General features: G+C 66.8%; 26 protein-coding genes and 1 pseudogene. 16 read left to right on the top strand and 11 right to left on the bottom strand.

Annotated elements, in window-relative coordinates; translation table 11 throughout:
- Both A5740_RS15220 and A5740_RS15215 read right to left on the bottom strand, forming a co-directional pair.
- A partial coding sequence (locus tag A5740_RS15220) for an RND family transporter (RefSeq protein WP_076195319.1) occupies positions 1–2,842 on the bottom strand: 2,842 nt, incomplete at its 3' end.
- On the bottom strand, positions 2,839–3,264 hold the full coding sequence (locus tag A5740_RS15215; RefSeq protein ID WP_076195318.1) for an MmpS family transport accessory protein: 426 nt from the start codon (positions 3,262–3,264) through the stop codon (positions 2,839–2,841). The genes A5740_RS15220 and A5740_RS15215, both read right to left, overlap by 4 nt.
- Before the next feature lie 143 nt (positions 3,265–3,407).
- Between A5740_RS15215 and A5740_RS15210 the strand changes: the two genes are divergently transcribed.
- Positions 3,408–4,097 (top strand): TetR/AcrR family transcriptional regulator, encoded by a 690-nt coding sequence (locus A5740_RS15210; protein ID WP_083654145.1) that lies wholly within the window; start codon positions 3,408–3,410, stop codon positions 4,095–4,097.
- Positions 4,098–4,161: 64 nt separating this feature from the next.
- Positions 4,162–5,019, top strand: coding sequence for a GNAT family N-acetyltransferase (locus tag A5740_RS15205; RefSeq protein ID WP_371454759.1), 858 nt, complete (start codon positions 4,162–4,164; stop codon positions 5,017–5,019).
- 317 nt (positions 5,020–5,336) lie between these two features.
- Here the strand turns inward: A5740_RS15205 and A5740_RS15200 are convergent, their stop codons facing one another.
- From A5740_RS15200 to A5740_RS15190, 3 genes and pseudogenes are all read right to left on the bottom strand, one after another.
- Complete coding sequence (locus tag A5740_RS15200; protein WP_076195317.1) at positions 5,337–5,951, bottom strand: pyridoxamine 5'-phosphate oxidase family protein; 615 nt, start codon at positions 5,949–5,951, stop codon at positions 5,337–5,339.
- Positions 5,952–5,971: 20 nt separating this feature from the next.
- On the bottom strand, positions 5,972–7,096 hold the full coding sequence (menE, locus tag A5740_RS15195; RefSeq protein ID WP_254849196.1) for an o-succinylbenzoate--CoA ligase: 1,125 nt from the start codon (positions 7,094–7,096) through the stop codon (positions 5,972–5,974).
- Positions 7,097–7,197: 101 nt separating this feature from the next.
- Positions 7,198–7,536 (bottom strand): annotated as a pseudogene (locus A5740_RS15190) (DUF3349 domain-containing protein); the annotation flags it as partial.
- Between the two features lie 266 nt (positions 7,537–7,802).
- Here A5740_RS15190 and A5740_RS15185 point away from each other — a divergent pair.
- The 3 genes from A5740_RS15185 (at position 7,803) to A5740_RS15175 (ending at position 9,748) form a co-directional block, all read left to right on the top strand.
- Complete coding sequence (locus A5740_RS15185) at positions 7,803–9,071, top strand: inorganic phosphate transporter (RefSeq protein ID WP_076195315.1); 1,269 nt, start codon at positions 7,803–7,805, stop codon at positions 9,069–9,071.
- 72 nt (positions 9,072–9,143) lie between these two features.
- Positions 9,144–9,428: a hypothetical protein gene (locus tag A5740_RS15180; RefSeq protein WP_076195314.1), complete on the top strand. Its 285-nt coding sequence runs from the start codon at positions 9,144–9,146 to the stop codon at positions 9,426–9,428.
- 11 nt (positions 9,429–9,439) lie between these two features.
- On the top strand, positions 9,440–9,748 hold the full coding sequence (locus tag A5740_RS15175; protein ID WP_076195313.1) for a DUF3349 domain-containing protein: 309 nt from the start codon (positions 9,440–9,442) through the stop codon (positions 9,746–9,748).
- Positions 9,749–9,753: 5 nt separating this feature from the next.
- Here A5740_RS15175 and A5740_RS15170 read toward each other — a convergent pair whose 3' ends face one another.
- The 3 genes from A5740_RS15170 to A5740_RS15160 form a co-directional block, all read right to left on the bottom strand.
- Complete coding sequence (locus A5740_RS15170; RefSeq protein WP_076195312.1) at positions 9,754–10,137, bottom strand: VOC family protein; 384 nt, start codon at positions 10,135–10,137, stop codon at positions 9,754–9,756.
- A gap of 45 nt (positions 10,138–10,182) precedes the next feature.
- On the bottom strand, positions 10,183–11,052 hold the full coding sequence (locus tag A5740_RS15165) for an SDR family oxidoreductase (RefSeq protein ID WP_076195311.1): 870 nt from the start codon (positions 11,050–11,052) through the stop codon (positions 10,183–10,185).
- Between the two features lie 69 nt (positions 11,053–11,121).
- Positions 11,122–12,039, bottom strand: a complete 918-nt coding sequence (locus tag A5740_RS15160; protein WP_076195310.1) for a 1,4-dihydroxy-2-naphthoyl-CoA synthase — start codon at positions 12,037–12,039, stop codon at positions 11,122–11,124.
- Positions 12,040–12,149: 110 nt separating this feature from the next.
- Here A5740_RS15160 and A5740_RS15155 point away from each other — a divergent pair, with 110 nt between their 5' ends.
- Positions 12,150–12,428: a hypothetical protein gene (locus A5740_RS15155; protein ID WP_076195309.1), complete on the top strand. Its 279-nt coding sequence runs from the start codon at positions 12,150–12,152 to the stop codon at positions 12,426–12,428.
- Between the two features lie 7 nt (positions 12,429–12,435).
- On the opposite strand, the gene A5740_RS15150 is transcribed toward A5740_RS15155, so the two are convergent.
- Both A5740_RS15150 and A5740_RS15145 read right to left on the bottom strand, forming a co-directional pair.
- The gene (locus A5740_RS15150) at positions 12,436–12,885 is read right to left on the bottom strand and encodes a nitroreductase family deazaflavin-dependent oxidoreductase (RefSeq protein ID WP_076195308.1); all 450 of its coding nucleotides are present in this window, start codon (positions 12,883–12,885) and stop codon (positions 12,436–12,438) included.
- A gap of 9 nt (positions 12,886–12,894) precedes the next feature.
- Entirely contained in the window at positions 12,895–13,584 is a 690-nt protein-coding gene (locus tag A5740_RS15145) for an HAD family hydrolase (protein WP_076195307.1), read from the bottom strand.
- A gap of 150 nt (positions 13,585–13,734) precedes the next feature.
- Between A5740_RS15145 and A5740_RS28410 the strand changes: the two genes are divergently transcribed.
- Entirely contained in the window at positions 13,735–14,661 is a 927-nt protein-coding gene (locus A5740_RS28410; RefSeq protein ID WP_076195306.1) for an acyl-CoA dehydrogenase family protein, read from the top strand.
- A 20-nt stretch (positions 14,662–14,681) separates the two neighbouring features.
- Here A5740_RS28410 and fadD8 read toward each other — a convergent pair whose 3' ends face one another.
- The gene (gene fadD8, locus A5740_RS15135; protein ID WP_076195305.1) at positions 14,682–16,283 is read right to left on the bottom strand and encodes a fatty-acid--CoA ligase FadD8; all 1,602 of its coding nucleotides are present in this window, start codon (positions 16,281–16,283) and stop codon (positions 14,682–14,684) included.
- 285 nt (positions 16,284–16,568) lie between these two features.
- Between fadD8 and A5740_RS15130 the strand changes: the two genes are divergently transcribed.
- The 9 genes from A5740_RS15130 to A5740_RS15090 all read left to right on the top strand — a co-directional run.
- The gene (locus tag A5740_RS15130; RefSeq protein ID WP_139335147.1) at positions 16,569–18,176 is read left to right on the top strand and encodes an amidohydrolase; all 1,608 of its coding nucleotides are present in this window, start codon (positions 16,569–16,571) and stop codon (positions 18,174–18,176) included.
- Positions 18,177–18,253: 77 nt separating this feature from the next.
- A complete protein-coding gene (locus A5740_RS15125; protein ID WP_083654147.1) occupies positions 18,254–19,225 on the top strand; it encodes an alpha/beta hydrolase family protein in 972 nt (323 codons plus the stop codon).
- 14 nt (positions 19,226–19,239) lie between these two features.
- The gene (locus A5740_RS15120; protein ID WP_371454758.1) at positions 19,240–20,214 is read left to right on the top strand and encodes an o-succinylbenzoate synthase; all 975 of its coding nucleotides are present in this window, start codon (positions 19,240–19,242) and stop codon (positions 20,212–20,214) included.
- A 45-nt stretch (positions 20,215–20,259) separates the two neighbouring features.
- Positions 20,260–21,405, top strand: coding sequence for an LLM class flavin-dependent oxidoreductase (locus tag A5740_RS15115; RefSeq protein ID WP_076195302.1), 1,146 nt, complete (start codon positions 20,260–20,262; stop codon positions 21,403–21,405).
- 2 nt (positions 21,406–21,407) lie between these two features.
- Complete coding sequence (locus A5740_RS15110) at positions 21,408–22,553, top strand: LLM class flavin-dependent oxidoreductase (protein ID WP_076195301.1); 1,146 nt, start codon at positions 21,408–21,410, stop codon at positions 22,551–22,553.
- A gap of 250 nt (positions 22,554–22,803) precedes the next feature.
- Complete coding sequence (locus A5740_RS15105; protein WP_254849194.1) at positions 22,804–23,826, top strand: GlxA family transcriptional regulator; 1,023 nt, start codon at positions 22,804–22,806, stop codon at positions 23,824–23,826.
- A 12-nt stretch (positions 23,827–23,838) separates the two neighbouring features.
- Positions 23,839–24,564: a DJ-1/PfpI family protein gene (locus A5740_RS15100; protein WP_076195300.1), complete on the top strand. Its 726-nt coding sequence runs from the start codon at positions 23,839–23,841 to the stop codon at positions 24,562–24,564.
- Between the two features lie 37 nt (positions 24,565–24,601).
- On the top strand, positions 24,602–25,384 hold the full coding sequence (locus tag A5740_RS15095; protein WP_076195299.1) for an alpha/beta fold hydrolase: 783 nt from the start codon (positions 24,602–24,604) through the stop codon (positions 25,382–25,384).
- Between the two features lie 28 nt (positions 25,385–25,412).
- A partial coding sequence (locus A5740_RS15090) for a thiamine pyrophosphate-binding protein (protein ID WP_254849193.1) occupies positions 25,413–26,004 on the top strand: 592 nt, incomplete at its 3' end.

Below are 26,004 nucleotides of genomic sequence, written 5' to 3'. Positions count from 1 at the left end.
GCGGCCACCAGAACCAGCGGCCGAGCAGTGTCGCGATGGACGGTGTCATCAGCGACCGGACCACCAGCGTGTCGAAGAGCAGGCCGAGGCCGATCGTCGTGCCGACCTGACCGATCACGATCAGGCTGCTCACCGCCATGGACATCATGGTGAAGGCGAACACCAAGCCCGCGGCCGTGACCACGGCGCCGGTGCCGACCATGGCGCGGATGATCCCGGTCTTCAGCCCGGCATGGATCTCTTCCTTGATTCGTGAGACGAGCAGCAGGTTGTAGTCCGCGCCGACGGCCAGCAGGACGATGACCGACATCGGCATCACCATCCAGTGCAACGGGATTCCGACGATGTGTTGCCACAGCAGTACCGACAGCCCGAATGCCGAGGCGAGGCTGAGCACCACCGTGCCGACGATCACCGCCGAGGCCACCACGGCCCGGGTGAGCACCAACATGATGATGAAGATCAGGATCAGTGCCGCTGCCGCGACGATGATCAGGTCGTAGTTGGCGCCATGCTGCATGTCGTTGTACGTCGCCGAGCTGCCGCCGAGGTAGATCTTGGCTCCCTCGAACGGCGTGCCCTTGATCGCGTCGGCCGCGGCGATCTTGAGCGGTTCGATGCGTGCGGTGCCCTCCGGGGTCAGCGGGTCACCCTGATGAATGATGGTGAACCGCACCGCATGTCCGTCCGGCGACATGAACAGTTTGAGGCCCCGCTGGAAGTCGGCGGTCTGGAACGCTTCCGGTGGCAGGTAGAACGAGTCGTCGTTCTTGGCGGTGTCGAATGCCTCGCTCATCGCGGTGGCGGTGTTCTGCATCGCCATCGTCTGGTCCTGCTGGGCCTTTTGCACCTGGTACTGGTTCAAAAGCGTCTGCTTCTGGTTTTTCATCGACTGGATCTGGGCCGGCATCACGGCCACCATCCGCGGCATCAGATCGGCCATCCGTTGCATTTCCGGAACCAGGTCCTGGAAGTCGTCGGACAGGGTGTTGATGCCGTCGATGGAATCAAAGATGGACCGCATCGACCAGCACATCGGGATGTCGAAGCAGTGCGGTTCCCAATACAGGTAGTTGCGGATCGGGCGGAAGAAGTCGTCGAAGTCCGCGAGATGGTCACGCACGTCGCCCATGTCGTTCGACGTCGTCTTCATCTTGTCGGCCATCCGTTGTGAGACCTCGGCCAGATCCGACTGGATGTTCATCATCTCGGTCATCGCGTCGATGCTCGTCTGCAAGTCGTCGGCCTGTTTGAGCATATTGTCGAGATTGGTCTGCATGTAGTCGTTGTTCATGATCTGGCTGGCGCCGCTCTGACCGACCGCGTAGGGGATCGTCGAATGTTTGATCGGATCGCCGTCGGGCCGGGTGATGGTCTGCACCTGGGCGATGCCGTGAACGTTCTTGAGCGCCTTGGCGATCTTGTCGATCACCAGGAAGTCGGCCGGATTCCGTAGATCGCGGTCGGCCTCGACCATCATCAGGTCCGGGTTCATCTTGGCCTGGGAGAAGTGCCGGAACGCGGCGTCGTATCCGACGTTGGTGCCGACATCCTCGGGTAGGAAGATGCGGTCGTTGTAGGTGGTGTGATAGCCGGGCAGGGCGAGCAGGCCGACCAGTGCGGCGACGATCGCGCACACCAGGATGGCGCCCGGCCAACGGACGGTCGCGGTGCCGACCCGGTGCCATCCGCGCGACTTCGAATACCGCTTGGGCTCAAGGATCTTGCCGAATCGGGTGAACACCGAGATGGCCGCGGGCCCGAGGGTCAGTGCCATGGCGACCACGACCGTCATTCCGATCGCCAGTGGGATTCCCATGGTCTGGAAATACGGCAGGCGGGTGAAGTGCAGGCAGAACGTCGCGCCGGCGATGGTCAGGCCCGACGCGAGCACGACGTGGGCCGTGCCGTGGAACATGTCGTAGTAGGCGGCTTCCTTGTCCTCGCCGGCTCTTCGTGCTTCTTGATATCGGCCGATCAGGAAGATCGCGTAGTCGGTGGCAGCGGCGATGGCCAAGGTCACCAGCATGTTTGTCGCGAACGTGGTGAGACCGAAGAAGTTGTTGTAGCCCAGTAACGCGACCAGTCCACGGGCCCCGGACAATTCGAGGACGACCATTCCCAGCACGATCAACGTGGTGATGACCGATCGGTAGACGCCGAGCAACATCACCGCGATGACGCCGAAGGTGACCAGCTCGATCAGCTTCATGCTCTCGTCGCCGACGATGTTCTGATCGGTGCTGGAGGCCGCGGATCCGGTGACATACGCGTTCACGCCGTCGGGGGCGGGGTTCTGGGTGGCGATGCGTCGCACCGCTTCGACCGATTCGTTGGCCAGCGTCTCGCCTTGGTCGCCGGCGATGTAGACCTGCACGTAGGCGGCCTTACCGTCGCGGCTCTGGGCGCCCTTGGCGGTCAGGGTGTCGCCCCAGAAATCCTGCACATGCTGTACGTGGGTGGTGTCGGCGCGCAGATCACGCACCATCTGGTCGTAGAACATGTGCGCTTCGATGCCCAAAGGCTTGTCGCCTTCGAGGACGACCATCACCGAACTGCTGGTGTCGTACTCCTGGAACTTCTTGCCGACCTCTTTGATCGCGATCATCGACGGCGCGTCGTTGGGACTCATCGAGACCGCGCGCATCTTTCCGACGACCTCGAGTTGCGGGACGACGGTGTTGAGCAGCGCCACGATGACGATCCACGCCAGGATGATCGGCAGGGCGAACGCTCGGATGAACCGTGGGATCGCCGGACGCGCAGGTGCCGCGTGGCGCCCGGTGGCGATGGCGTCGGTCGGGGTGTCGTCGGTCTGGGTACCTTCGGTGGGGCTGCTCATGCTGCCTTCACAAAGCAGAAGGTTTGTGCGTTCAATCCAGTAGCCGTTCTTTCTTCTTTGACCTCGTCATCGACGGTGACTCGGCAACTGATGCTGTTTCCGTCGCCCTGGGCCATTATGTTCGGCTGTACCGATGGCAGGGTGGTCTGCAGCGTCAAAGACCATGGCAGGGGCACGGTTCCGGTGCGCTGCGGTTTGCCTTCGAGGTCCATGTAATTGATGACGGCGGTGCTGCCGCTGCCGAAGATCTCGTATTTCACGAACGTGGGGTTGAAGTCTTCGGCGTTGTCCGAGGTGATGTCGGTGATGATCACCGGATGCGCGCCGAACACCTTGCGGACGTTCATCACGATCAGCACACCGGCCGCCATGGCGATGATGATCAGTACGGGAAGCCAGATGCGCCGGATCGCCTTGGTCATCGCGGTCGCCCTGGGGAAAGGATGACGGCTGACATTGGTGGCCTCCCGACGTTTCGATGCGTTCGCGCCGACGTGGCTCTTCGGCGGCCTACACAGTTCGGAGGGTAAAGTTATCGGAATAAGTGGATAGATACAATCCACTTATGACGCCGGTCACTTACACTGGCGTCATGTCCGAGGAACCCCGTCGTGCGCTGCGCAAGGACGCAGAGCGCAATCGACAGCGGGTACTCGAGGCGGCCCGGCAACTGTTCGCCGAGAAAGGTCTCGAGGCCACGCTCAACGATGTCGCGCACCACGCCGGCGTCGGGGTGGGCACGGTGTACCGACGGTTCGCCACCAAGGAAGAGCTACTCGACGCCGTCTTCGAGGACGGCATCGACCAGGTGGTCGGCCTCGCCGAATCCGCGCTGCAGCAAGAGGATTCATGGGACGGGTTCGTGTGGTTCGTGGAGAAACTCTGCGAGTTGACGGCGACCGATCGAGGTTTGCGTGAGATGGTCTACGGCCGGGCCTACGGCGGCTATGGGGTGCAGAGTTCGCGTAAGCGACTGTCCCCTCCGGTGACCAAACTCGTGGAACGGGCGCGTGCCGATGGTCACCTGCGCCCCGACGTGGAATCCACCGACGTCCCGATCTTGAGCCTGCTGGCCGGCACGGTCAGTGAGTGGGCCGGTCACGTCGAACCGGAACTGTGGCGCCGCTACGTGACGATCCTTCTCGACGGCATGCGCCAGCGGGAGGGGCAGCGGTCGGTGCCGGTGGTCGCACTCGGCGAAGATGCGCTCGATACCGCGATGCAAACGTGGGAGCCTGCCGGCCGACCCGGCTGATCCGCGGCGCCCGGTGGCGCCCCTGTGCAGGTTTCGGAAACGCTTGTGTGGGCACAATATCGGCGTGGTGATCAACGGAAGTTCAGACGTGCCTGCAGATCAACTCTTCTGCGGAGCCGAACTGGCCCGGCGTATCGAGCGGGCCGAGGCGGACCTGATCGTGGCGGCCACCCGCGCCGCGGCAGACCGTGGTGCCGATGGCCTCGTGCTGCCGGTGGCCGGCGGGTTCGCCTGCTTCGCCGAGGCCGGATCCCCGTTGAACAAGGTGGTCGGGCTCGGCTTCGACGGGGTGCCCGACGAGGCGGTGCTGGGCGAGATCGAGCGGGCTTTCGCAGCACGTGGCAGCGAAACCCGGGTGGAGTTGTCCAGCCTGGCCGACCCGGAGATCGTCGGTCTGCTGTCGGGCCGGGGCTACCGCCTGGTGGAATTCGAGAACGTGTTGGCCCGGCGCGTGGGTGACGAGCCGACGGTGGCGACCGACGTGCAGGTGCGGCGTGCCGACGATCTCACCGCCTGGGTGGACGCCGTGGTGGAGGGCTTCGTCCATCCCGACGGCGAGGGGGTCGCGGCCCATGAGTACTTGCCGTCCGACATTCTGGAACGGGTCGAGCGGGACATGGAAAAGGCCGGTGTCACACCCTATGTCGCGCTGTGCGACGGAGTAACGGCCGGCGGTGGGGGCCTGCGGGTGGCCGGCGGGATCGCGCAGTTGGCCGGAGCGGCAACGGTACCGGCCTACCGGCGCCGCGGCGTGCAGGCGGCGCTGTTGGCGGCCCGGTTGGCCGATGCGGCCGATGCCGGGTGTGACATCGCGGTGGTGACGACGGCGCCCGGCTCGACGTCGCATCACAACGTGCAGCGTCGAGGGTTCCAGTTGTGCTACACGCGGGCGATATTGGCGAAAGCTGTCGAGCCGGCGTAGGCCGAAACTGTCCACGTGACCATCTGAAACTGCCGCCTTTTCGGGCCACTCGATTCCCTGCGGCAGATGCGGTTTGCGGCCCTCGGGCGTGTCGCGTAAGCAGATCAGGTACCGACCTGCCCGCCTATGAGCGACTTGTCAGCGACAAACGTCGCGTGAGCCCCATAGGCACCGGTTGGCGCACCATCATTCAATACTTCCGCCACAGAAGTCACCAAAATCCCCAGGCGACACGGAATTTGGGTTGTCCGGCTATCAGCGGCAGAGTCGCTGATACGCGGGCACATCGGATACCCGCCCGGCCGGCCAACCTAAACTCAATACAGCAGCGTGCGCAGGTTGTCCTCGCGGTAGTACGCCTCGAGTTCGGCCTCGCTCTGATCGGGTTTGAACGACTTGGCCATCTGAGCCACCGAGGGCGCCGCGGTGGGATTCCACGACTCCGGCTTCCAGGCGTCCGAACGCAGGAATGCCTTCGGGCAGTGGAAGAACACCTCTGCGATGTCGATCTCCAGGGCCAGGATCGGCCGCTTACCCCCGATGGCCATGGCATCGAAATAGTCGGCGTCGGAGAGGATTCGGGCGGTGCCGTTGATCCGCAAGGTGTCGCCGCGGCCGGGGATGACGAACACCGTGCCCACGTGCGGGCGCTGCAGCACGTTGAGGTAGCCGTCGACCCGCCGGTTGCCGGGCCGTTCCGGGACCGCGATCGTGGTGTCGTCGAGGATGTGGACGAACCCCGGCGGATCGCCCTTGGGCGAGACGTCGACGCGGCCGTCCGCATCGGTGGTGGCCACGAAACCCAGCGACGCCGCTTGGAGCCAGCTCTGCTGTGCGGGGGAGAGCCGGTCGGTGACCTTGTTCGCGGCGGCCGCGGTGGGCGCTCCGACGATCTCACGCAGTTCTTCGATGGACGTCACTTCTCGGCGCATGGGTCCATCATGCCTGCGGCTCAACCGGTATACCGCGCGGCCAACGCCCGCCGGTCGAGCTTGCCGATGCCACGGCGCGGCAGGGCGTCGACGACGTGCACTTCCCGCGGCGCCGCAGTGGCGTCCAGGGACTGCGTCACATGTGCTCGCAGCGCGGCCACATCCGGTGCCGTCGCGCCCGGGGTCAACACCAGCGCGGCCACCACCCGCTGCCCCAACCGTGCGTCGGGGACTCCGAACACCGCGCAGTCGGCGATCGCCGGATGGCCGGCCAAGACCGACTCGACCAGTTGTGGGAGTACGGTGAGCCCGCCCGTGCTGACCGCGTCGTCAACCCGGCCCAGCACACGCAACACACCCGAATCGTCTATGGCGCCGAGGTCGTCGGTGCGGAACCAGCCAGGCTCGACGAACGGGTCCGGGCTGATCGGGTTGCGGTAACCTCTGGCCACGGTCGCCCCGCCCAATACGATGCGGGCAGCAGTATCGGATGCCGCCGCCGGAGCAGCTCCGGCCAGACGCACCTTCACTCGGTCCAGTGGCACACCGTCGTACACGCAGCCACCGGCGGTTTCACTCATGCCGTAGGTGCGCACGACGTTCACGCCGGCGGCCGCGGCACGCTCGGCCACACCGGCAGGCATCGGCCCGCCGCCGATCAGAACGGCATCGAGATCGGCCAGTGCCGCTGCGGCGCCCGGATCACGCAGGGCCTTGTCCAACTGGACGGCCACCAGAGAGGCGTACCGCCGCCCACTGCCCAAAGCGGCCACCGCAGAAGGCAAATCGCTCGGCTCGAAGTTTGCCGGGAGAATGACGGGCGTGGTGCCGGCCAGCGCGCTGCGCACCAGAACCTGCAACCCGGCGATGTGATGAGCGGGCAGCGCCAACAGCCATCGTCCGGTACCGCCCAGCCGACCGTGGGTGGATTCGGCGCTGGCCCGCAACGCCGCCGCGGTCAACAGTGCGCCTTTGGGCTCACCGGTGGTGCCCGAGGTGGAGATCACCACCGCGATGTCGTCGTCGATTTCTTCCCCGGCACGCAAAGTACTTGTGAGCAAAGCACTCTGGCGTTCGTCGTCGGCGGGGATCGGCAAGATGGCGGACCCGCGCCCGGTCAGTACGTCGGCAAGGGCCGCCGACAAGGCATCCGGCGCGGAGCCGACGGCAACGGCACGTAGGACGGTTATGCTTGGCTCCCTGTCTCATTCGCGTCGTCGCCGTGGTGCCCGGGATCCTCGGCGTCCGCGGAACTCTCGGTGTCGTCGGTGTCGTCGGTGTCGGCGCCGCCATCCTCGGCATCGCGCGGATCATCCAGCGGCCAGCCCTTGAGCGCCAGGCGCTCACGCACCCGTTCGACGTCTTCGGTGCGGGGGAGTTCGTCGGTGACCTGGGTGATGAGCACGCCGATGTCGATGTGATCGAAATCACCGCGATCGATGAGATCCCGTGCGACGGCTTTGACTTCATCGTTGGTCAGGCGCCGCGTCAGCAGCGCCAACAGCGGCACCCGGTCCGGTCCCGGCACTCCCTCCGGGTACCCGGCGTTCAGCCAGGCCGCGATCTTGGCGAGAAATGCGTTCACTGAGCCCACTCCTGAAGGTCCACCCCGAGCCAGCTGCCTGTCGTCACGGGTTGAGCCGGCAGACGGATTCGATGGTAATGGCGTCGACCGACTCTGGCTCGCAGTGAACCTATCGGTCACACCGGCAACGGCAAACCACCCCGGCGAACAATGCGGGTTGCCTGGGTGAACACTCGGTGAACTCATTGGCAGCGTAGCTGAAAACCCAGGTCAGCTAGGTGTTTCTGGCTGGTCAAAAACGCCTGTGGTCCTACAGAATTACGGCCATGAGCGCTGAGCTGATCGTTCTGGTGCTGTTGATCGCAACGGCACTGGTGTTCGACTTCACCAACGGCTTTCACGACACCGGTAATGCCATGGCCACCTCGATCGCCACCCGCGCTCTCAAGCCGAAGACGGCGGTGCTGCTGGCCGGTGTGCTGAACCTGGTCGGTGCGTTTCTCTCGGTCGAGGTCGCGATCACGGTGACGAGCTCGGTGCTCAAGATCCAGGATTCCAAGACCGGCGCGATGATCCCGTCGATCGACGCGTCGACCGGGCTGACCATCATCTTCGCCGGCCTGATCGGCGGAATCCTGTGGAACCTGCTCACCTGGTTGTTCGGCATCCCGTCGAGCTCGTCGCACGCACTCTTCGGCGGGCTGATCGGCGCCGGCCTGGCCGCCATCGGTCTGGCGGGGGTGAACTGGAGCGGCGTCACCCAGAAGGTGCTCGTCCCCGCGGTGGCTGCCCCGGTGATCGCCTGCCTGGTGGCCGGCTGCGGGACCTGGCTCGTCTATCGCATCACCCGCAACGTCGCGCAGAAGCGTCGTGAAGCCGGCTTCCGCTGGGGACAGATCGCCACCGCCTCACTGGTCGCGCTGTCGCACGGCACGAACGACGCGCAGAAGACCATGGGTGTCATCGCGCTCGCCCTCATCACCACCGGTCACCTCAGCGGTGACGTGAAGAACAACGGCTTGCCGTTCTGGATCATCGCCTCCTGCGCCTTGGCCATCGGTCTGGGCACCTACATCGGTGGGTGGCGGGTGATCCGCACGCTGGGTAAGGGCCTGGTCGAGATCGAGTCGCCGCAGGGCCTGGCCGCCGAGGCGTCCTCGGCCGCGATCATCCTGAGCTCCAGCGCCGCCGGCATGGCGTTGTCGACCACCCACGTGGCCACCGGATCGATCCTGGGCAGCGGGGTCGGCAAGCCCGGAGCCGAAGTGCGCTGGGCGGTTGCCGGCCGCATGGCGGTGGCCTGGCTGATCACACTGCCGGCCGCCGGGATCGTCGGTGCGCTGGCGTTTTGGTTGTCCCATGGGGTCGAGTCGCTGACCTCCTCCGCGCTGGCCGGCGATGGCCTGATCTTCGCGCTGTTGGTCGCGCTGTCGGGCTACATGTGGTGGCGGGCGCAGCAGCAGAAGGTCGATCACAGCAACGTCAACGCCGACTGGGACCACTCGACCAACTCGGTGGTGCCCGCCGATGTGCGCGAGGCTGCCAAGCCCGACGCGCCCAAGGGCGCCCACAATCCGGACAAGGCTGCGGTCTGACCGTCCCGTTCTGGGCGCAGATATCGCAGAGATCGCAGAGATCGCAGAGATCGCAGACATGAGGAAACGCAAATGACTTATCTGGAAGCGATTTTGAAGGTTCTGGTGGTGGGCCTGGTCCTGGGGGCCGGACTGCCCGCGATGTTCGCCGCCGGTCTGGTGGCCTTCTCCAACGGCGACGGCGGTACCAACGCCGACGGCACCACGCACGCGCCCAACCCGGCTCTGAAGTTCCTCGGGATGGCGTTGTTCGTTCTGGTGGGCCTGGTGATCCTGGTCGCGATCGCCTGGATCACGCGGACCACGATCATCCACCACACCGGTGTCGACCTGTTCCCGTTCCTGCCCAGGAAGTGAGCTGATTGACGATGGCTGAGTCGACGAGCGTTTTGGACAGCGTGCTGGGCTGGCTGCGTGCCGGTTACCCCGAGGGAGTCCCACACAAGGACCATTTCGCCCTGCTGGCCCTGTTGACCCGGACGCTGACCGAGGACGAGGTGGTCCAGGCCACCCATGACATCCTGCGGTCGAGCAACGGCCAGAGCCCGGTGACCGACGATGCCATTCGCATCGCGGTACGCAGCGTCATCGAGAAGGACCCCAACCCCGAAGAGGTCAACCAGGTCGCCGCGCGGTTGGCGTCGGTGGGTTGGCCGTTGGCGACGCCGGTGCGCTGAGCTGACTAGTCGCGGGTGTCCCGGCGCAACGGATGAGTCGCCGGCACCTGCACGAAGATCAAGGTGATGCCGTCCGGGTCGGTCACGTGCATCTCGTGCAGGCCCCACGGTTCCTGCGTCGCGGCTCGGGCGATCGTCACGCCCCGATCTTCCAACTCGGCCTGGGTGGCGTAGACGTCACGCACCTGCAGCCACAACGCCCCGGGGAACGTCCCCGATTCGGTGGGGCTGTGATGGCCGGCCAGCTCGATCAGTGACTGTCCGGCGTAAAAGACTGTGCCCGCACCGTATTCGCGCGCGATGGCCAGACCGATCCCGTCCCGGTAGAACTCGACCGACTTCGGGTAATCGACCGGTCGGATCAACATCCTGCTGGCCAGGATTTCCATAGTCCTTGTCTACCACCGCGACTGGACCGGCCGCGGCAGGACACGTCAGGCCGGCTGGACGCGTTGCCGTTTCATCACCGCATCGACCAGTCCTGGTACCACGGTGTTGAGTGCCTTGGCCGTCACCGCCATCCGCGGGGCGATCTGCACCGGACGGCCGCGCGCCGCGGTCAGCATCCAGTCGGCGGCCTCGGAGGCCGACAAGCCGGGCAGGTCGTCGTAGGCACGGGTGGGAGCGATCATCGGGGTTTTCACCAGCGGGTAGTACAGCGTGGTGGATTTCACGCCGACGGCCGACCATTCGGTTTCGATGACCCGGCTGACCGCGGCCAAGGCGGCCTTGGAGGCGTTGTACACCGCGAACAGCGGAGCGGATTCGTTCATCACGCCCCAGGTGGCGACATTGATGATGTGGCCGTCACGGCGTTCCCGCATGCCCGGGGCCAGGCCGCGGATGAGCCGCAGCGGTGAGTAGTAGTTGAGCGTCATGGTGCGCTCCACGTCGTGCCAGCGCTCCAGCGATTCGGCCAGCGGACGCCGGATCGACCGGCCCGCGTTGTTGATCAGGATGTCGATTCCGCCGTGCTCGCGTTCGACAGTCTCGACCAGTCCGTCGATCGCGTCCACGTCGGAAAGGTCGACCGCGTGCGCCTGGGCGCTACCGCCGGCCGCGGTGATCCGTCCCACCAGCGCGTCGAGCAGGTCGGCGCGGCGGGCCACCGCGATCACGGTTGCGCCGCGGGCGGCGAACTTCTCGGCCGCGGCCTCACCGATGCCCGAGGAGGCTCCGGTCAGCAGGATGCGCTTGCCGGCGATGTCGATGTCGTCGCGGGCGCCAAGCGTGTCGATCAGAGACGGACGCATGCTCGTCAACAGCAGCTGCTCGGACAGTCGGCGCAGCGGGTTCTTGCTCATGCGCCGAGTGTAGGGAGTGATTTCGGTGCGTTTGGTAACGGTGGGCGTTACCAAACGCACCGAAATCGCTCAGAAGTAGCGGGGGAACGGGCTCCAGTCCGGATCTCGCTTCTCCAGGAACGCATCCCGGCCTTCGACGGCTTCGTCGGTCATGTACGCCAAACGCGTTGCCTCCCCGGCGAATACCTGCTGGCCCACGAGTCCGTCGTCGATCAGGTTGAACGAGAACTTGAGCATCCGGATGGCTTGCGGTGACTTGCCGTTGATCTCGGCCGCCCACTGCAGGCCGACCGATTCCAGCTCGGCGTGATCGACGACTTCGTTGACCGCGCCCATCTGATGCATGGTCTCGGCGTCGTAGGCGCGGCCGAGGAAGAAGATCTCGCGAGCGAACTTCTGGCCGGCCTGGCGGGCCAGATAGGCGCTGCCGAACCCGCCGTCGAAACTGCCCACGTCGGCATCGGTCTGCTTGAACCGGGCGTGCTGGCGGCTGGCCAGGGTCAGATCGCAGGTGACGTGCAGGCTGTGTCCACCGCCCGCGGCCCACCCGTTGACCAGGCAGATCACCACCTTCGGCATGAACCGGATCAGCCGTTGCACCTCGAGGATGTGCAACCGGCCGGCCCTCGCCGGATCCACGGTCTCGGCGGTTTCCCCGGCCGCGTACTGGTAGCCGGTCCGTCCGCGGATGCGCTGATCGCCACCCGAGCAGAACGCCCAGCCGCCGTCCTTGGCCGACGGCCCGTTGCCGGTCAGCAGCACCACGCCGACGTCTGAGGACATCCGGGCATGGTCGAGCACGCGGTACAGCTCGTCGACGGTGTGCGGCCGGAAGGCGTTGCGTACCTCGGGCCGGTCGAACGCCACCCGCACCGTGGGCTGCTTGGCGCCGTCGGCGACATGGCGGTGATAGGTGATGTCGGTCAGATCGTCGAAGCCGGGTACGGGCTCCCACACTGTCGGGTCGAACGGGTTGTCTGCACTCACGTGCTCGACTGTAGAGCGAGGTCGTCCAGAGGTTTCACAGGTACCGCCGCGGGGTACGAAACCTGGCGCGATGATGCGTATGGCGCATCACCAGACGAGAGAGGGCCGCGATGAAGAAGCTGGCAGGTGTGTTGTTCTCGGGGTTGGTTGCAGGGTCCGTACTCGTGGGTTGCACGCCCGAGGTCACCGGTGGGGACACCAAGTGCAAGGACTTCATTGGGCAGGACGAGCAGACGCAGAACGATGCGGTGGCCAAGATGCTCAAGGATGAGAAGGGCGCTGACGCCGCGCAGCTGGAGATCACCGGTACCCGGTTGGCAGTGCAGACCTTCTGTCAGACGACGGGCAAGCAGGACTCCAAGATCAAGGAGGCCCCGCACCTGAGCTGACGTCGGGTCAGATCGGGTCCAGCCGGAACACCGGACACCGCCCGGCGAGGGCTTCGAACTCGTCGGGGTGGGGTCCGGTCACCAGCCCGGCGTTCCGCATGAAACCCACCCCGGTCGGGACCAATACCGGGAATTGACGCAACAGCGGCCGGGCCTGTTCGGCGGGGATCTCCACCACGCGCACCTGCTGGTCACGACGACCTTGATGCACGGTGGCCTCGCCGGCGGCCCGGGCGTTGGCGGCCCAGTCACCTCCGGGCAGACCGGCGACGATGTAGCGGTGGCCATCGACGGTCATCGGGGTGACCGGCGTCGAGCGTGGTTTGCCGGTCTTGCGGCCCGGCACCGTGAGCACCACCGGCCCCTTGTCGCCGCCGATGCCGAGCTTGTTCAGCCCGATCATCACCTTGTTGACGTACTTCAGCCACCACGGCGGCCGGATGCGGTCGTCAGCCATCGCCCCAGCTTAGGCGCTGACCCCGACACTGCGTAGCGCCGCGATCAGCCCATCGGGACGTTGCGTCGTGGGCAGCGGATCGACCAGCACGAACCGGCAACCCACCGCACGGGCCGCGCCGTCGGCCTCCTCGCTGTCGCCGACCATCAACGCGTCCTCGGGCGGTACGCCGAGCCGGTCCAGTGCCGCGTGGAAGATGGCCGGATCCGGCTTGACCGCACCCACTTCGAACGACAGCACGAATTCGTCGACGTCTTCGGCGGCGCCGATCGCAGTGAACGCCGGACGCACGTCGAACGCGATGTTGGACACGACCGCCGTCCGAATCCGTTGGGAATGCAGATTTTTGAGTGTTCGGGCGGTGTCGGGGTAGGCAGTCCAACTGCCCGGGTCGACCACCCGGGAATAGAGCGATTCGGCGTGATGGTCGGCCAGGCCCGATTCCCGCAGCACGTGCAGGTAGGCCTCGCGGTGCAGATGCGGCGCCAGGTCGCGGCGGGCCCAGGCCCGGTATTGCTCGTCGGTCATCGCGACCGAGCGTCCGGTCGGGGCGGTGAGCCTGCGCATCAGCTCGGCCTGCGCATGGCCGTCGACTTCGCGTTCGTCGACGACCATCCCGGCGAACCAGCTGTCCTGTTCCTCGAGACGGAACAGGGTTCCGGAGAAGTCGAACAACGCTGCCGAAACCATGTCTGCCATCGTGCCAAACGCCGGCGGCGCCCACCCCGCAATGCGATGGCCACCGCAGGTGTAAAAGGCCTGTGCGCTGGGTATTTGAGCGGTCATGCGAGACGTGGAACGGATAGTCGTAGCGGTTTCGGTGCTGAAGACCGGCGTCGGTGAACCTGCATGACTCATCGGTTGGTGCGGCGCTGGTTGGAGTCCGGCGCCTTGGAGCTGTCCCGGCCAGGCCGCGGACACACCCCGGAACGCTGGCGCAGGCTGGCGGCGCTCACCGAAGCCGACATCGCGGCGGGTCGGCTGGCCGAAGCGCATTGCGATGCGGTGGCGATCCTCGACGAACTGAGTGGTCCGGAAATGCAGCCCGATCAGTGGTGGGGGGTGTGGACGGCCGAGTCGGCCGACTCGGTGGTGCTGGCCGACGTCATCGGCGAGCGCGCGGTGTTGCACGGCACCCAACGTTGGTGTTCGGGTGCCGATTGGTGCACTCACGCACTCGTCACCGCGCGCATGGGGACCCGTGAGCCCGGCTTGTTCGCCGTGGACTTGAGCCAACCGGGCATCCGAACACTGCCCGATACTTGGCGCACCGCCGGTATGGCCGGCTTGGACACGCACTCAATGCAATTCGATGCGGCAGTGGCCGTTCGGGTCGGTGGGCCGGGGGACTATCTGGCGCGTCCGGGGTACTGGCACGGCGCGGCCGGTGTCGCGGCGTGCTGGCTCGGCGGCGCCCGCGCGGTTGCCGCGCCACTGTTTTCCCGCGCCGCCCGCGAATCCGCCGATCCGTACCTGCGCGCGCATCGCGAGGCGGTCGCCGCCGTCCTCGCGGCGGCAGAAGCCACCCTGATCGAGGCGGCCGCCCACATCGATGCCGATCCTTCGGACCGGGCCGGCGCCGAGATGTGGGCACGGCGCAGCCGGGCAGAAGCCCAGGCCGCGGTCGAGGAGACGATCCGTCGTACCGGCGAAGCGCTCGGGGCGCAGGGACGTCGGCATGACGCGGCGCATGTCAGCCGGGTGGCTGCCCTGGCGGTCTATGTCAGCCAGAGCCACGCGGGGCGGGACCTGGAGCTCGTCGGCGCCACCGCGTGAGCAACTGACCGCAACGCACGTCAGCCGATCGCGCGGGCGGCGCCCTCCCAGAACTGGGCCCGCACGGCCTTCTTGTCCGGCTTGCCCAGCGCGGTCACCGGCACCGAGTCCACCACGATCACTTGCTTGGGTGACTGCACCGAACCCTTGCGCTCCTTGACCGCGGCCTGGATCTCGCTGGTCACCTTGGCGACGGCCTCGTCGTCGGACGCGGCGTCGGGGCGCAGCACGATCACTGCGGTCACGGCCTCGCCCCACTTCTCGTCGGGCGTGCCGATCACACACACCTGGGCCACCGAAGGATGTTCGGCCACAACGTCTTCCACTTCCCGGGGGAACACGTTGAAGCCACCGGTGACGATCATGTCCTTGACCCGGTCGACGATGAACCAGTAGCCGTCCTCGTCCTCGCGAGCCATGTCGCCGGTGTGCAGCCAACCGTCTTTGAAGGTGTCGGCGGTGGCGTCGGGCAGTTTCCAGTATCCGCCGGCCAGCAGGGGGCCGGACACGCAGATCTCACCGACCTCGCCGCGCGGCACCGGGTTGCCCTCGGAGTCCAGCAGCGCGGTGCGGGCGAACAGTGTGGGCCGCCCGCAGGAGGTCAGCCGCTTCTCGTCGTGGTCCTTCTTGCCCAGGTACGTGATCACCATCGGCGCCTCGGACTGGCCGTAGTACTGCGCGAAGATGGGCCCGAACCGCTTGAGCGCCTCGGCCAGCCGCACCGGGTTCATCGCCGAGGCGCCGTAGTACACCGTCTCCAGCGAGGACAGGTCGCGAGTGTGGGAGTCGGGGTGGTCCATCAGGGCGTAGATCATCGACGGCACCAGCATGGTCGCGGTGATGCGACGTTCCTCGATGACCCGCAGCACCTCGGCCGGGTCGAACTTGGGTAGCACGATCATCTCGCCGCCCTTGACGATGGTCGGCACGAAGAACGCCGCCCCGGCATGCGACAGCGGGGTGCACATCAGGAACCGCGGGTTCTCCGGCCACTCCCATTCGGCGAGCTGGACGGTGGTCATCGTGGTGATCGAGCGCACCGTGCCCATCACGCCCTTGGGCTTGCCGGTGGTGCCGCCGGTGTAGGTGAGCCCGCCGATGTGGTCGGGGTCCAGATCGGCGGCGGCCAGCGGGACCGGTGCGTACTTGGCGGCCTCGGCGACCAGGTCGACGCCGACGCCCTCCAGCGCGGCGGGCACCGGGCCGATCGTCAGCACCTGGCGCAGCGTCGGCACCTTCTCCAGCAGACCCAGGGCCCGGTCCACGAACGCGGGAGTGGGGTCGATGATCAGCGTCGTCACCTCGGCATCGGACAGCACGTAGGCGTGATCGTCGAGCGAGCCGAGAGGGTGTAGTGCGGTCCGCCGGTAGCCCTGGGTCTGACCGGCGCCGATGATCATCAGCACCTCGGGCCGGTTCAGCGACAGCAGGCCGACGCCTTCGCCGGCCCCGGCGCCGAGCGCCTCGAAGGCCTGAATGTACTGGCTGATGCGTTCCGCGAGCTCACCACCGGTCAGGGTGGTGTCGCCGAGGAACAGCACCGGTTTGTCCCTGTTGCGCTTGAGGGCGCCCACGGTGAGGTGGCCGGAATGGATGGGATGGTGCAGCAGCGCATCACTCATGGGGTCCAGACTAGAACGTGTTCCAGAAATTGCGGAGCCGATCCCCGGTATGGGCTGTAACGCCGGACCGATCATGATCGAAAAGCAGGTAGCGCTCTACTCATGTCTTCGCTGGTGGAGCCGCTTAATGTCCACATTTGGGGGCGGGAGCCAGGCCCCGGCGGGCGTTAGGGACCGCCGGGGTCTGTGCCCGGATCGGCGGCCGGCGTGCCCGTGACACGGATTTTCACCGGAGTCCCGCGCACCGCGCAGTGCAGCCCCTAGCATCCGAGCATGACCCGCCCGATCGAGTCGGCCGATCTCGTCCTGTACGGAACCATCCTCACCGTCGACCCGGCCCGCCCGACGGCGGACGCGCTGGCGGTCTCCGATGGCCGCATCGTGGCCCTGGGCAGCCGGGCCGAGGTGGCCGGCTGGGTGGGGGAGCGCACCGACGTGCGTGAGGTCGACGGCTGTGTCCTGCCGGGTTTCATTGAGGCGCACGGCCATCCGTTGATGGAGGCGGTGGCGTTGTCCGGGCGGATCGTCGATATCCGGCCGGTCACCTTGGCCACCGCCGAGGAGGTGCTCGACGCCGTACGCGCCGAGGTGGCGCGCCGTGGGGCCGACGGTGCGTTTCTCAACGGCTGGGACCCGTTGTTGCAGAATGGGTTACCGGAGCCGACTCTGGCGTGGCTCGACGGCGTCGCCGCCGATACGCCGCTGGTGATCGTGCACAACTCGGGACACAAGGCGTACTTCAACACAGCCGCCGCCCGGCGTGCCGGCATCACCAAGAACACCCCGGATCCCAAAGGCGCAACATACGGCCGCGCCGCCGACGGCGAGCTGGACGGTACCGCCGAGGAGACCGCGGCGGTGTTCCCGCTGCTGGGTGATGCCATCTCGGCCAATGATTTTCCGGCGATGCTGGCTGCTGAATGTGCACGGCTGAACCAGGCCGGACTGACCACCTGCTCGGAGATGGCGTTCGATCCGATGTTCCGGCCGCTGCTCGCGCAACTGCACGATCAGCTGACCGTGCGGTTGCGCACCTACGAAATGTCCACCGCGGCACTGCATACCGACGCTCAGCCGTTTGATGGCGATGACACGGTGCGTCAGGTCGGCATCAAGATCTGGGTCGACGGGTCACCCTGGGTCGGCAACATCGACCTGACGTTCCCGTACCTGGATACCGAGGCCACCCGCACGATCGGGGTGCTGCCCGGATCATGCGGGCACGCCAACTACACGAAGGAGCAGCTCGCCGAGATCGTCGCCACGTTCTTCCCCCAGGGCTGGCAGATGGCCTGTCACGTGCACGGCGACGCCGGGGTGGACACGATCCTCGACGTCTACGAAGAAGCTCTGGAGCGCTGGCCTCGACCGGATCACCGGTTGCGGCTGGAGCACGTCGGCGCCATCACGCCCGCGCAGTTGCAGCGCGCCCATGCCCTCGGCGTCACCTGCAGCCTGTTCGTCGACCAGATCCACTACTGGGGCGACATCCTGGTCGACGGGCTCTTCGGCCCGCAGCGTGGTGAGCGGTGGATGCCCGCGGGCTCGGCGGTGGCCACCGGCATGCGCATCTCTCTGCACAATGATCCACCGGTCACCCCGGAAGAACCGCTGCGCAACATCAGCGTCGCCGTCACGCGTGCCGCACCCAGCGGTCGGGTCCTGGCACCGGAGGAGCGGCTCACCGTCGAGCAGGCGTTGCGGGCGCAGACCATCGATGCGGCCTGGCAGTTGTTCGCCGACGACGTGATCGGCTCGCTGGAGGTCGGCAAGTATGCCGACCTCGTGATCGTGTCGGCCGATCCACGCGTGACGGCCCCGGAGCGCATCGCCGACCTGGACGTCTTGGCCACTTTCCTGGCCGGCCGGCAGGTTCATCCGAAGACCGGCTGACGATTCGCCCTGTATTTCCCGCTCCGAGCGGAGTAGTTTCGCCTCCATACGTGTGCGCGGAGATGTGGGGTGCAGCCATGGTGCACGGACGTACATTGCCGACAACATCTGGATACCGTCGCGGGGCAGTGCTTCTCACCGTCCTGACGGTGGCGGTGACCATCGGTCTGCTCGGGCCACCGCCGAAGGCGAACGCGTGGTCGAGGGCCGGGCTACCGGTCGAGATGATCTCGGTGCCGTCGGCCTCGATGGGGCGCGACATCAAGGTGCAGTTCCAGGGTGGCGGCTCCCATGCGGTGTATCTGTTGGACGGTCTGCGCGCCCGCGACGATTTCAACGGCTGGGACATCGAGACTCCGGCGTTCGAGTGGTTCTACCAATCCGGCCTGTCGGTGGTCATGCCGGTCGGAGGGATGTCGAGCTTCTACACGGACTGGTATCAGCCGGCCGCCGGTAACGGCGGGGTGTGGACCTACAAGTGGGAAACGTTTTTGACCAGCGAGCTTCCGCAGTGGCTGGCCGCCAACCGGAAGGTGTCGAGCTCCGGTAACGCGGTGGTCGGGTTGTCCATGTCGGGTAACTCCGCGATGATCCTGGCCGCCTATCACCCGCAGCAGTTCATCTACGCGGGGTCGTTGTCGGCGTTTTTGAATCCGTCGGCGGGGCCGTGGCCCGGTTTGATCGGGCTCGCCATGGGTGATGCCGGTGGCTTCAGCCCCAACGCCATGTGGGGCCCGGCGGGTGATCCAGCATGGGCGCGCAACGATCCGACAATTCAGGTGGGGCGGCTGGTGTCGAACCACACCCGCATCTGGGTTTACTGCGGATCGGGGACACCAGGCGAGTTGGGCGGCGGCGACCTGCCGGCCACCTTCCTGGAAGGCTCTGCGCTGCAAAGCAATTTGAACTTCCGCGATCAGTACATCGCCGCCGGCGGAAACAACGCGGTGTTCAACTTCCCGCCGACCGGCACGCACACCTGGGGCTACTGGGGTGCACAGTTGCAGGCGATGAAGCCGGACATCCAACGGGTTCTCGGTGCCGGTTAGGCATCATTGACTGCGTGCCCACGCTTGACGACATCCTGGACCGCTTGCATGTCGTCGCCCTCCCCATGCGGGTGCGCTTCCGTGGCATCACGGTGCGCGAGGTGGCGCTGATCGACGGTCCCGCCGGTTGGGGCGAGTTCAGCGCATTCCTCGAGTACGAGCCGCCCGAGGCCGCCGCCTGGTTGGTCGCCGGGGTCGAGGCGGCGTTTCACCCGGCGCCGCCGGTGCGCCGTGAACGCATCCCGATCAACGCCACGGTGCCCGCGGTGCCGGCTGCCCAGGTGCCGGAGGTGTTGTCGCGCTTCGCCGGCGCGCGTACGGCCAAGGTCAAGGTGGCCGAGCCCGGACAGACGCTGGCCGACGACGTCGCGCGCGTCAACGCGGTGCGCGCACACGTTCCGGTGGTGCGGGTGGACGCCAACGGCGGCTGGACGCTGCCGCAAGCCGTTGCCGCGGCCGCGGCGCTGACCGCCGACGGCCCGCTGGAGTACCTCGAGCAGCCCTGCGCGACGGTCGAGGAACTGGCGACGCTGCGGACTCAGGTGGACGTGCCGATCGCCGCCGACGAGTCGATCCGCAAGGCCGACGACCCGCTGCGCGTGGTGCGGGCCCGCGCCGCCGACGTCGCAGTGCTCAAAGTGGCACCGCTGGGCGGGGTTTCACGGATGCTCGACATCGCCGCTCAGATCGACATCCCCATCGTGGTGTCGAGCGCACTGGATTCCGCGGTCGGGATCGCCCGCGGGCTGTTGGCCGCTGCCGCGTTACCCGAATTGCGTCATGCGTGTGGGCTCGGCACCGGTGGGTTCTTCGTCGAGGATGTCGCCGAGGTGCCCCCACCCGTCGACGGGTATCTGTCGGTCGGGGCGGTCGTCCCGGATCCGGCCCGGTTGTCCGCCCTCGCTGCGCCGCCGGCGCGACGGCAGTGGTGGATCGAGCGGGTGCGGGAGTGCTACCCGCTGGGCCACCTCGGCGCGAAATTGGGGTAGGTCTCTACTCGACGAAAGCTCGTCCAGTCGTCCGAGACTTGCGGTATGACTCGGTTTCGCGTCGGCATCATGGATCCTACGATCGCGTCCCGCCCAGCTGTGGACACCTTCACCCGAGCTAGTTATCTGAGTGCCGTTACTGCTGGCGCGGACTCGTTCTGGGTGCCTGACCACCTCAACGCACTGTTCCCGCGGTCGCTGTGGCAGCCGAAGTTCTGTGGCGGCGCCAGGTTGCTCCCATCAGCCGATGCCTATCTGGAGCCGTGGACCATGCTCGGCAATCTCGCGGCCCGCAATCGGCTCGGCAGACTGCGGTTGGGTGTCGGGGTGACCGACGCGGGCCGGCGGAACCCGGCCGTCACCGCCCAGGGTGCCGCGACCATGAACCTGTTGACGAAGGGGCGGTTCATTCTCGGCATCGGTACCGGTGAACGCGAGGGCAACGAGCCCTACGGGGTGGACTGGACCAAACCGGTGGCCCGATTCGAAGAAGCGATGGCGACCATTCGCGCACTGTGGGATTCCGAGGGTGAACTGGTCAACCGCGACTCACCGTTCTTCCCGCTGCGGAACGCGATTTTCGATCTGCCCGCGTACCGAGGGCGATGGCCGGAGATCTGGATCGCCGCGCACGGGCCGCGGATGCTTCGGGCCACCGGCCGCTACGCCGACGGCTTCTTCCCGGCGTTCGCCCAGTCACCGCCGGACTACGCCCAGCGTCTGGAGGCGGTGCGAACGGCGGCCTCCGACGTCGGACGCGATCCGATGGCGATCACTCCCGCGTTCTGGTGCATGGTCATTCCCGGTCGCAATGCCGACGACATCGACGAAGTGCTCGATTCCGAAGTCGTGAAGGCCGGCGCGTTGAACGCCCCAGACGAGTTCTATGCCCGGCATGGTGCGCAACACCCATTGGGTGTCGGCTTTTCGGGTGCACAAGATCTCCTGCCGCAGGACTGGGACGAGCAGACAGCGTTGTCGTACATCAAGTCGATCCCGCTGTCATTGCTCCGCGAGATGTACCTGTGCGGCACGGTTGACCAGATCGTCGAACGTGTCGCCGAGTGGCGGGACTGTGGTGTCCGGTATCTCGTGCTGGCCAATACCTCTCCGCTGCAGCACAACCTGCGGAAGGGAATGCTGTCGCAGCTGCTGTTCAGGCAGGTCATCCGTAAGCTCAAGAAGCTCTGATCGTGGCCGGCATACAGGTCGGCCTGCTGGACTTGGTCACGGCGAGCAAGCCGGCGGCCGATGCTTTCACCCGCGCCAATTACCTGTCTGCCGTCGGCCTCGGAGTGGACTCCTTCTGGGTGCCAGATCATCTCAACGCGATCTTCCCGCGGGCGCTGTGGCAGCCGAAATATTGCGCGGCGGCGCGCGTGGCGCCGTCGGTCGACGCCTGTATGGAGCCCTGGACGATGCTGGGTCACATCGTGGCGCGAAATCGAATTGCCCGGGTGCCGTTGGGAATCTGCGTCACTGATGCCGGGCGCAGGAATCCGGCGGTCACCGCGCAGGCCGCCGCGACGATGCAGTTGTTGACGAAGGGGCGCTTCATCTTCGGTATCGGCCCCGGGGAGCGCGAGGGCAACGAACCCTACGGGGTCGACTGGGCCCGGCCGGTGGCCCGCTTCGAGGAGGCGGTGGCCACGGTCCGTGCCCTGTGGGAATCGAAAGGCGAACTCGTCAACCGTGATTCGCCGTTCTTCCCCTTGCGAAACGCGATCTTCGCCCTACCGCCGTACCGCGGTAAGTTTCCGCCCATCTGGGTTGCCGCGCACGGGCCGAGGATGTTGCGGCTCGCCGGGCGGTATGGCGACGGGTTCTTTCCGGCATTCCCGCACTCCCCACAGGATTACGCCCAGCGGTTGGACGTAGTCCGTGGGGCCGCCTCCGATGCCGGACGTGACCCCATGGCCATCACCCCGGCGCTGCTGGTGATGGTGGTGACCGCACGGAGCCGCGGTGAAGTCGACGAGGCATTGGAATCCGAGGTGATGAAGGCCGGCTGCCTCAGTGCCTCCGACGAATACTTCGCACAGCGGGGTGCGCAACACCCGTTGGGCGTGGGCTTCTCCGGCGGTCAGGACCTCCTGCCGCAGGATTGGGACGAGCAGACGGCGCTCTCGCACATCAAGGGCATCACGCCCGACCTGATGCACGACATGGGACTGATCGGCACGCCCCACGAGGTCTTGGACCGCGTTGCTGAATGGCGGGATTGCGGCGTCCGGCATCTGGTGTTGACCAATGGCGGGCTGCTTCAACGCAGTTTGCGGCGCGGTATGGCGACGTTGACCCCGTTCTACCGGGTCGTGCGGGGCATCAAGAACATGTAGCGCCACACCCATCACGTCGGCACCGCCAAGGTGCTCGGTATGTGACCGGGGAATGCGGTATCGCCGGTGATATCACTTTTCCAGAGGGGACATGCCTTCGAAGACGGCCGGATCGGGACTAGAACAGATCGGCCAGCGATGTCGAGGTCATGCCGCCGATCATCGCGGCATCGACCGACAACAACACCATGTCCTGATTTGTGGGGTACATGGCATAGACGCCATCCACAAGATCGCCAACACTGAATACGTGACGCGATCGGTGGTGATCCTGGGTTACGCCGGGGTGCAGGCGTTGGACCTGGCGGGCCCGTTCGACGTGTTTTCCACCGCCACGCTGTGCCTGGCCGGCCTGGGTCGCCCCGACGATGGTTATGCCGTCACGCTGGCATCCGTCGATGGTCGCCCTGTCGCCACGCTCACCGGCTTGGAGTTTGTCGCCGCCGCACCGCCGGACCCCCACACGCCGATCGACACGATTGTCATCCCCGGTGGTGTCGGCGCCGATGCGGCCCGCGCCAACCCGGCGGTCATCGACTGGATCAGCACCGCCTCACGCAATGCCCGCCGTGTCGTCAGCGTCTGCACCGGCGCCTTCCTGGCCGCCCAGGCCGGCCTGCTCGACGGTTGCGCCGCCACCACCCACTGGGCCTTCGCCGGTCGCATGGCCGACGAATTTCCCTCGGTCGCGGTCGATCCGGAGCCGATCTTCGTCCGCAGCTCTGATCGGGTGTGGACGGCTGCCGGGGTGACCGCCGGTATCGATCTGGCGCTGTCGCTCGTCGAGGACGACTACGGCACCGAGGTGGCCCAGAACGTGGCCCGTTACCTCGTGCTGTATCTGCGTCGGCCCGGTGGTCAGACCCAGTTCGCCGCGCCGGTGTGGATGCCGCGGGCCAAACGCGCCCCCATCCGCAAGGTTCAGGAGGCCATCGAGGCCGAACCCGGTGGCGCGCACACTGTTTCCGCGTTGGCTCGGCGTGCGGCAATGAGTCCCCGGCACTTCACCCGGGTGTTCACCGACGAGGTCGGTGAGGCACCCGGTGCCTACGTCGAACGGATCCGCACCGATGCCGCACGGCGCCAGCTCGAGGAATGCGACGACACTGTCACTGTCATCGCCGCCCGCTGCGGGTTCGGCACTGCCGAGACCATGCGGCGCAATTTCATTCGGCGCCTGGGTATTTCGCCTGATCAATACCGCAGGACGTCTGCGCACGCGAGGAGCAAGGACATCCCAGCGCACGCGAGGAACAGAGATTTAACTGCCTGAGAGGAACAGGACATGCAGATCGCCATCGTGTTGTACCCCAGCTTCACCGCGCTCGATTTCATCGGCCCCTACGAGGTGTTGCGCAACCTGCCCGACAGCCAGGTGCGATTCGTCTGGCATGAGCCGGGCCCGGTCACCGCCGATTCCGGTGTGCTGACGGTCGGGGCCACCCACAGTTTCGACGAAACGCCGGCGCCCGACGTGGTGCTGGTGCCGGGCGGCCCGGGCTCGGCCGTGGCGGCGCGTGACGACAAGGTGCTCGGCTGGCTGCGGCGGGTGTCTCCGGGCGCCGCGTGGACGGCGTCGGTGTGTTCGGGGTCGATGGTGCTGGCGGCGGCAGGTCTGCTCGACGGCAAACCCGCCACCTCGCACTGGGCGGCGTTGAGCGCCCTGAAACTGATGGGCGCGACCCCGGTGGGCGATCAGCGCGTGGTGCGGGCCGAACCCGACGGCAAGGTCATCACCGCGGCCGGGGTGTCGGCGGGCATCGATCTGGCCCTCTGGCTGGCCGGGCAGATCGGTGGCGAGGCGAAGGCCAAGGCCATCCAGCTGATGATCGAGTACGACCCGCAGCCGCCGTTCGACTCCGGGCACACATCGAAGGCGTCGGCGGCCACGAAGGCCGGCGCGACCGCGCTGCTGAGCAAGGACATGATCAAGCCCGAACCGCTCAAGGCCGGAGTGTTGCTGGCCTGGGATCAGGCGATCCGCAAGGTGCGGGGCCGACGTACCGCGTGATCTGGTGCACTGGCCGCCATGAAGTAGCGTCGGCCGGATGAACCTGGCTTATGACGACCGAGGCAAGGGTGACGCGGTGCTGTTCATTGCCGGCCGCGGCGGCGCCGGCCGGACGTGGCACCTGCACCAGGTGCCCGCGTTGCAGCGGGCGGGCTACCGCGTCATCACCTTCGACAACCGTGGCATCGGTGCGACGGAGAACGCCGAGGGTTTCGGCACCGAGCAGATGGTGGCCGACACCGCCGAGCTGATCGAGAAACTCGGGGCCGGGCCGGCGCATCTCGTCGGGGTGTCGATGGGGTCGTTCATCGCCCAGGAACTGATGGTGGCCCGCCCGGAGCTGGTGCGCTCGGCGGTGTTGATGGCCACCCGGGGCCGTCACGACCGGGCCCGCGAGTTCTTCCGCGACGCCGAGCGGGAGTTTGCCACCTCGGGTATCCAGCTGCCGGCGAAGTTCGACGCCAAGCTGCGCATGCTGGAGAGCTTCTCGCCCAAGACGCTCAACGACGACGTCCTGGTGCGGGACTGGAGCGAGATGTTCACCATGTGGCCCACCAAGCAGACCCCGGGCCTGCTCACCCAGCTGGACTGTGGCCCGACCGAGAACCGGTTACCGGCCTACCAGTCCATCACCGCGCCGGTGCTGGTCATCGGGTTCGCCGATGATGTGGTGCTGCCCGTCCATCTGGGCCGTGAGGTGGCCGACGCCATCCCCAAGGCGCGGTACCTGGAGATCCCCGACACCGGTCACCTGGGCTTCATCGAGAAGCCCGACGTCGTCAACACCGCTCTGCTCGAGTTCTTCGCCGGGCAGAACTGACACTCCGGTTGACCAATAAGGTGGAGTGGTGAACCCCTCGACGGCACAGGCGCGCGTAGTCGTCGACGAACTCATCCGTGGCGGTGTGCGGGATGTGGTGCTGTGTCCCGGCTCGCGCAACGCGCCGCTGGCGTTCGCGCTGGCCGACGCCGACCGGGCCGGACGCCTCCGTCTGCACGTGCGGATCGACGAGCGCACCGCCGGCTACCTGGCCATCGGGCTCGCCGTCGGAGGAGGCAGAGTCGAGCAGTCGCCTGTTTGTATCGCCATGACCTCGGGCACCGCGGTGGCCAACCTCGGTCCGGCGGTCGTGGAGGCCAATTACGCCCGGGTGCCGCTGATCGTGCTCAGCGCGAACCGGCCCTATGAACTGCTGGGCACCGGCGCCAACCAGACCTTCGAGCAGCTGGGGTACTTCGGTACCCAGGTGCGGGCCAACATCAGTCTGGGGCTGGCAGAAGACCACCCGGAAAAGCTCGACTCGCTCAACGCCCAGTGGCGGTCGGCGACCTGCCGGGTGCTGGCGGCGGCCACCGGGTCGCGGGGGGGCCCCCCCCGGGCGGGGGGGGGGGGGCGGCCCCCGGGCGCGCCCCCGGGGGCCGGCCCCGGGGGGGGGGGGG

It is taken from the genome of Mycobacterium sp. GA-1841, assembly GCF_001954135.1.
Classification (GTDB): Bacteria; Actinomycetota; Actinomycetes; order Mycobacteriales; family Mycobacteriaceae; genus Mycobacterium.
Note: the sequence above shows the minus strand (reverse complement) of the source record. Positions and strands in the feature narration are given on the sequence as shown.

Excerpts from the sequence above, each read along its gene's own strand:
- A5740_RS15185 (WP_076195315.1), top strand. The coding sequence starts at position 7,803 with ATGAGCGCTGAGCTGATCGTTCTGGTGCTGTTGATCGCAACGGCACTG.
- A5740_RS15115 (WP_076195302.1), top strand. The coding sequence starts at position 20,260 with ATGACTCGGTTTCGCGTCGGCATCATGGATCCTACGATCGCGTCCCGC.
- A5740_RS15145 (WP_076195307.1), bottom strand. The coding sequence starts at position 13,584 with ATGGCAGACATGGTTTCGGCAGCGTTGTTCGACTTCTCCGGAACCCTG.
- A5740_RS15100 (WP_076195300.1), top strand. The coding sequence starts at position 23,839 with ATGCAGATCGCCATCGTGTTGTACCCCAGCTTCACCGCGCTCGATTTC.
- A5740_RS15095 (WP_076195299.1), top strand. The coding sequence starts at position 24,602 with ATGAACCTGGCTTATGACGACCGAGGCAAGGGTGACGCGGTGCTGTTC.
- A5740_RS15125 (WP_083654147.1), top strand. The coding sequence starts at position 18,254 with ATGGTGCACGGACGTACATTGCCGACAACATCTGGATACCGTCGCGGG.
- A5740_RS15170 (WP_076195312.1), bottom strand. The coding sequence starts at position 10,137 with ATGGAAATCCTGGCCAGCAGGATGTTGATCCGACCGGTCGATTACCCG.
- A5740_RS28410 (WP_076195306.1), top strand. The coding sequence starts at position 13,735 with ATGACTCATCGGTTGGTGCGGCGCTGGTTGGAGTCCGGCGCCTTGGAG.
- A5740_RS15215 (WP_076195318.1), bottom strand. The coding sequence starts at position 3,264 with ATGACCAAGGCGATCCGGCGCATCTGGCTTCCCGTACTGATCATCATC.
- A5740_RS15210 (WP_083654145.1), top strand. The coding sequence starts at position 3,408 with ATGACGCCGGTCACTTACACTGGCGTCATGTCCGAGGAACCCCGTCGT.
- A5740_RS15165 (WP_076195311.1), bottom strand. The coding sequence starts at position 11,052 with ATGAGCAAGAACCCGCTGCGCCGACTGTCCGAGCAGCTGCTGTTGACG.
- A5740_RS15180 (WP_076195314.1), top strand. The coding sequence starts at position 9,144 with ATGACTTATCTGGAAGCGATTTTGAAGGTTCTGGTGGTGGGCCTGGTC.
- A5740_RS15175 (WP_076195313.1), top strand. The coding sequence starts at position 9,440 with ATGGCTGAGTCGACGAGCGTTTTGGACAGCGTGCTGGGCTGGCTGCGT.
- A5740_RS15155 (WP_076195309.1), top strand. The coding sequence starts at position 12,150 with ATGAAGAAGCTGGCAGGTGTGTTGTTCTCGGGGTTGGTTGCAGGGTCC.
- A5740_RS15150 (WP_076195308.1), bottom strand. The coding sequence starts at position 12,885 with ATGGCTGACGACCGCATCCGGCCGCCGTGGTGGCTGAAGTACGTCAAC.
- fadD8 (WP_076195305.1), bottom strand. The coding sequence starts at position 16,283 with ATGAGTGATGCGCTGCTGCACCATCCCATCCATTCCGGCCACCTCACC.
- A5740_RS15200 (WP_076195317.1), bottom strand. The coding sequence starts at position 5,951 with ATGCGCCGAGAAGTGACGTCCATCGAAGAACTGCGTGAGATCGTCGGA.